This is a genomic window from Rhizobium atlanticum, from assembly GCF_030182485.1.
GTDB lineage: Bacteria > Pseudomonadota > Alphaproteobacteria > Rhizobiales > Rhizobiaceae > Rhizobium.
The window spans coordinates 1-4230 of record NZ_JAQJCJ010000062.1 but is presented as its reverse complement, the minus strand read 5'-3'; the positions used below and the strand labels follow the sequence as shown (position 1 = coordinate 4230).

The following is a 4230-nucleotide window of genomic DNA, read 5'->3' as shown; positions in this document are numbered from 1 at the left end:
GCGATGCGGCGACCATGGCCGAAAGGCCGACCACCGATCCCGACGCCAGGTCGATGCCGCCTGTGATGATCACATGCGTCACGCCGACGGCCAGAATTCCGGTCACCGAGACCTGGAGAATGATGATCGACAGGCGCTGATCGTTGCCGAGGAACGACGTGCCCACGAAAATCCAGCCAAGCACCTCGAAGATCAGCGCGATGCCGACAAGCACAAAGGCCATCGACATCTCGCTCTTGAACTTGCGCTTGACAGCGCGCGTGTCTGCCAATCCTGCGGCGTCGCTCGTATTCATTGTGCGGCGAGCTCCATGATCTTAACCTGGTCCGCGTCCGCGCGGTCGAGGATGCCCGCCAGCCGTCCCTGGCGGATCGTGGCGATGCGGTCGCTCATTCCGAGAATCTCCGGAAGTTCGGAGGAGATCATGATGACAGCGACCCCCGTGGAAGCGAGCGTGGAGATCATTCGGTGGATCTCCGCCTTGGCGCCGACATCGATCCCGCGGGTCGGTTCGTCAAGAATGAGCACCTTGGGTTTCGTCAGCAGCCAGCGGCCGATCAGCACCTTCTGCTGGTTGCCGCCGGAAAGGTTGAGGATCTTCTCACCCATGCTCGGAGTTTTCACGCGCAGTGTGGTTTTCATCTCTTCGCATTCTTCGGAGAGGCGCTTCTGCTGCACGAAACCGTGCTTGACATACCCGCCGCGGAGGGCGGCCAACTGCATGTTCTGTTGGATGTCCAACAGCAGGAAACACCCCGATTCCTTGCGGTCTTCGGTCAGGAACGCCATGCCGTTCTCCATGGCGACGCTCGGAGAGGTGATCTTGATCTCCTTGCCGCCAAGGGCGATGGTTCCCGAAGTTGCGGGAGTCACGCCGAAGATCGTTTCGGCGATATTGGAACGGCCGGCGCCGACCAGCCCAGCCAACCCGAGGATTTCACCGGCATGAAGATCGAACGATACGTCCTCGAACACACCCTTCAGGCCAAGATTTCTGACGCTGAGAACGACCTCTCCGATCTTCGATTCCACTTTGGGAAACATCTGCGAAATTTCGCGCCCGACCATCATGCGAATGACTTCGTCGCGCGTGAGGTCGCTGGAGGCTTTGGTTGCGATGTGCCGGCCGTCCCGGAAAATCGATACCTCATCGGCGATCTCAAACAGCTCGTTCATCTTATGGGTGATGTAGATGATACCCTTGCCTTGTTCCCTCAGCGTGCGAATGATGCGAAACAGATGATCGACTTCGCGTTCGGTCAGCGCCGACGTCGGTTCGTCCATAATGAGGACGTCCGACTGGTAGGAGACGGCCTTGGCGATCTCGACCATCTGGCGGCTCGCCACCGACAGCTGTCCCACCCTCTCGTCGGGGTCGAGATCGATGCCGAGCTCCTTGAACAGGCGGTATGTGCTGGCACGTAGTTCCTGATGATCGACAAGACCGAAGCGATTTCGCGGTTCGCGGCGTATCCAGATATTTTCCGCGATCGTCATGTGGTTCATCAGGTTGAGCTCCTGGTGAATCATCGCAATGCCGTTGTCGAGCGCGTCGAGCGGACTGCGCAGCTTGATCGGCACGTTGTTGAGATAAAAATCCCCCGCATCTGGCGTGTAGATGCCGGCGATGATCTTCATCAAGGTTGACTTGCCAGCGCCGTTCTCGCCCATGAGTGCGTGAACGGTGCCGCGACGAAGCCGGAAGGAGACGTTGTCGAGAGCGACGTTCCCGGCGAATTCCTTGCGGACGTTTTCGACCTGCAGGAGAAATTCGGCTGCTGGAACGGCCCCGCTCTCTCTTACGGCTTTGATAGTTGAGGGGGAGACCTTATTCATGTAACCAAACCCTTCCGTGACCCGTCTCATGAGGCTGGCAGGCGCACCATGGTGCGCCTGCGTGTTCATCCGGCGCTAGTTTTTGCTGAGGTAGGTTTCGACGTTTGCCGGATTGACCAGCTCGTAGGGAATCCAGAGCGGTGACTCGACCTTCTCGCCCTTGGCGAGCTTCATGGCCAGATCGACCGATCCGGCGCCCTGTCCGATCGCATCCTGAAAGACGGTGACCTGCAGGTCGCCGTTCTTCATGTATTGCATCGCTTCCTTCGTCGCATCGACGCCGGCGACGATCACGCCGTCGAGGCCGGACGCTTTGAGCGAATTGATGGCGCCTATCGCCATTTCGTCATTGTTCGAGATGATCGCCGCCGGCTGGTATCCGGCGGTAATCCAGTTCGTCACCAGATCCTGGGCCTTCACCGGATCCCAGTTTGCCGACTGTTCGTCGATGATCTTCATGAAACTGCATTCGGCCGTCGCGGCAACTTCGTGCACGGCCTGGCTGCGCAGCACTGCAGTTTCGTTGGCGAGTACGCCCTGAATGATCAGGATGTCGGCGGCCTTCTCCTTTCCGCGCTCCTTGAGAACGCGGCATACTTCCTGCGCCTCGAGCGTACCGGCTACCTTCTCGTCGGAACCGACGAATGCAGCCTTGGGGCCAAGTTCGTGAACGTCGCTCGGCGTGTTGTTCACGTATACGAGCGGGATGCCCGCGTCGGCCGCAAGCTTGGTCATGGTTGGCGTTGCGGAGGTTTCGACCGTATTGACGATGATGGCGTCAACCTTTGCCGCGATGAAGTTCTGCACCTGCGACAGCTGGCGGTTGACGTCGCCTTCCGCGAACTCGATCTGCAGCGGCTGGTTCGATTGTGCAGCCCTGTCCTTGATACCCTTGACCAGTACCGCGAGATTTGAATCGCTGTGAGAGATGCTAACGCCGATGTCACCGGCGAAGGCCGTCGATCCAAGAAATACCATGGATGCTGTCAGTATAGTCATTCGGTTCATTATCTATTCCCCTTTAACGGGTGTCCGGCAGCACCCGATTGTTTGTCCGGAACGTCCACCTACACCGGGACGTCTCTTGGTTCAGGCGGATTGCCGAACCTTCAGCTCGAATGGCAAAATGATACTTCGACCATCCTCGAAACCAGGTTTGGGCATTTCGATCAGCTTGGCGATCGCCGGACCGAATTCGAGCGCAGGGACCTTCACCGTGGTCAACCAAGGGGCCAACCACTCGTTCAGGCGGTTGTCGTCGAAGCCGAATATGACGAGGTCGTCGGGTACACGAAGATTGCGCTCCATAGCCGCCCGGTAGAAACCATAGGCGATCATGTCGTTTGCGCAGAAGACGCTGTATTTCTTCGGTGCGAGGTCAAGAAGTCGGCAAGCATGCTCGTAGCCGGCCTGCATCGTGTAGGGGCTCTCGAACTGCAGCACGCGCGAGGCATCGCCCAGGCCGGAAATAAAACCGTCCAGTCTGGCAGTACTGCCAAAATAATGGCGCGGGCCATGGATCGCGACCCAGTTCTCATAGCCACGCTCAATGAAGTATCGCCCGACCGCCAGTCCGGCTTGGAAGTTGTCGATTCCCACGTAAGGGGCGACAATTCCCTGAGCCGGCCGCCGGTTTGCGAAGATCAGATTACCCTGCTTTGCGACCAGTTCCCGGAGCCTGGGGGTGTCGATCGCACCCTGTAATACGATTGCGCGTGCGCGCAGTCCTTGAGCGTCAGCGAGAAGGCGATCTTGCTGCGCGGCGTTCTCGCCGGTGTTTGCCAGGACCATCGACAGGCCAATGCCCTTGAGGGCGCTTTCCACCGAGACGGCGATGTCGGCGGTGAAATGGTTGGTCGCGTCCGGCACCAGCATGACGACGACGCGGCTTTGGGCGAGGCGTAAAGACCGGCCGATTTCCGAGGGGGTATATCCGAGGGCCTTCGCCGCCTGGCGGACGCTTTCGATCGTGCGAGGAGCGATCGCGTCGGCCTTTCCGGAGAAGTAGCGCGAGACTGTGGCGGTCGAGACGCCCGAAAGACGTGCGACATCACGTATGGTTGGTGGTTTCGTCATATCGCGGTCCCGAACATTCGAATGTCAACGATTACATCTGCAGGTTTATTTTGTAATTTTTGCCTTTGCATTTGCGGCGTCGACGATTGGCTTGAGGTATTCGAGGCAGACGCGCGCCACCCAGTCTGGCTCGATGCCGCGCTTGTGGAAGCCGCATTCCATCGACAGGTATCCATCGAAGCCGGTTTCGGCCAAAGCCTTGATCAGCGCCGGCCAATCGCCCCTGCCCATTCCCGGCGGCAGCCGTTCGTTGTCGGAGGCGTGGATGTGAACCAGGTCCTTGCCCATGGCATAGGCATAGTCGCTCATCACCTCTTT

Annotated in this window: 4 protein-coding genes and 1 pseudogene; all 5 read right to left on the bottom strand. The window is 58.9% G+C overall.

The annotated features are described in order from the left end of the window. Positions 1 to 295: pseudogene (locus PH551_RS32545) on the bottom strand (ABC transporter permease); the annotation flags it as partial. After that, positions 292 to 1836, bottom strand: a complete 1545-nt coding sequence (locus PH551_RS32540) for a sugar ABC transporter ATP-binding protein (RefSeq protein ID WP_285196383.1) — start codon at positions 1834 to 1836, stop codon at positions 292 to 294. The pseudogene PH551_RS32545 and the gene PH551_RS32540, both read right to left, overlap by 4 nt. A gap of 75 nt (positions 1837 to 1911) precedes the next feature. Next, entirely contained in the window at positions 1912 to 2844 is a 933-nt protein-coding gene (locus PH551_RS32535) for a substrate-binding domain-containing protein (protein WP_285196382.1), read from the bottom strand. Between the two features lie 81 nt (positions 2845 to 2925). Next, positions 2926 to 3912, bottom strand: a complete 987-nt coding sequence (locus tag PH551_RS32530) for a LacI family DNA-binding transcriptional regulator (RefSeq protein WP_285196381.1) — start codon at positions 3910 to 3912, stop codon at positions 2926 to 2928. A gap of 45 nt (positions 3913 to 3957) precedes the next feature. After that, the coding region (locus PH551_RS32525) for a sugar phosphate isomerase/epimerase family protein (RefSeq protein ID WP_285196380.1) at positions 3958 to 4230 on the bottom strand (273 nt) is incomplete at its 5' end.

What these genes read in the sequence shown, in the direction of transcription:
- PH551_RS32530 (WP_285196381.1), bottom strand. Translation starts at nt 3,912, where the DNA reads ATGACGAAACCACCAACCATACGTGATGTCGCACGTCTTTCGGGCGTC.
- PH551_RS32540 (WP_285196383.1), bottom strand. Translation starts at nt 1,836, where the DNA reads ATGAATAAGGTCTCCCCCTCAACTATCAAAGCCGTAAGAGAGAGCGGG.
- PH551_RS32535 (WP_285196382.1), bottom strand. Translation starts at nt 2,844, where the DNA reads ATGAACCGAATGACTATACTGACAGCATCCATGGTATTTCTTGGATCG.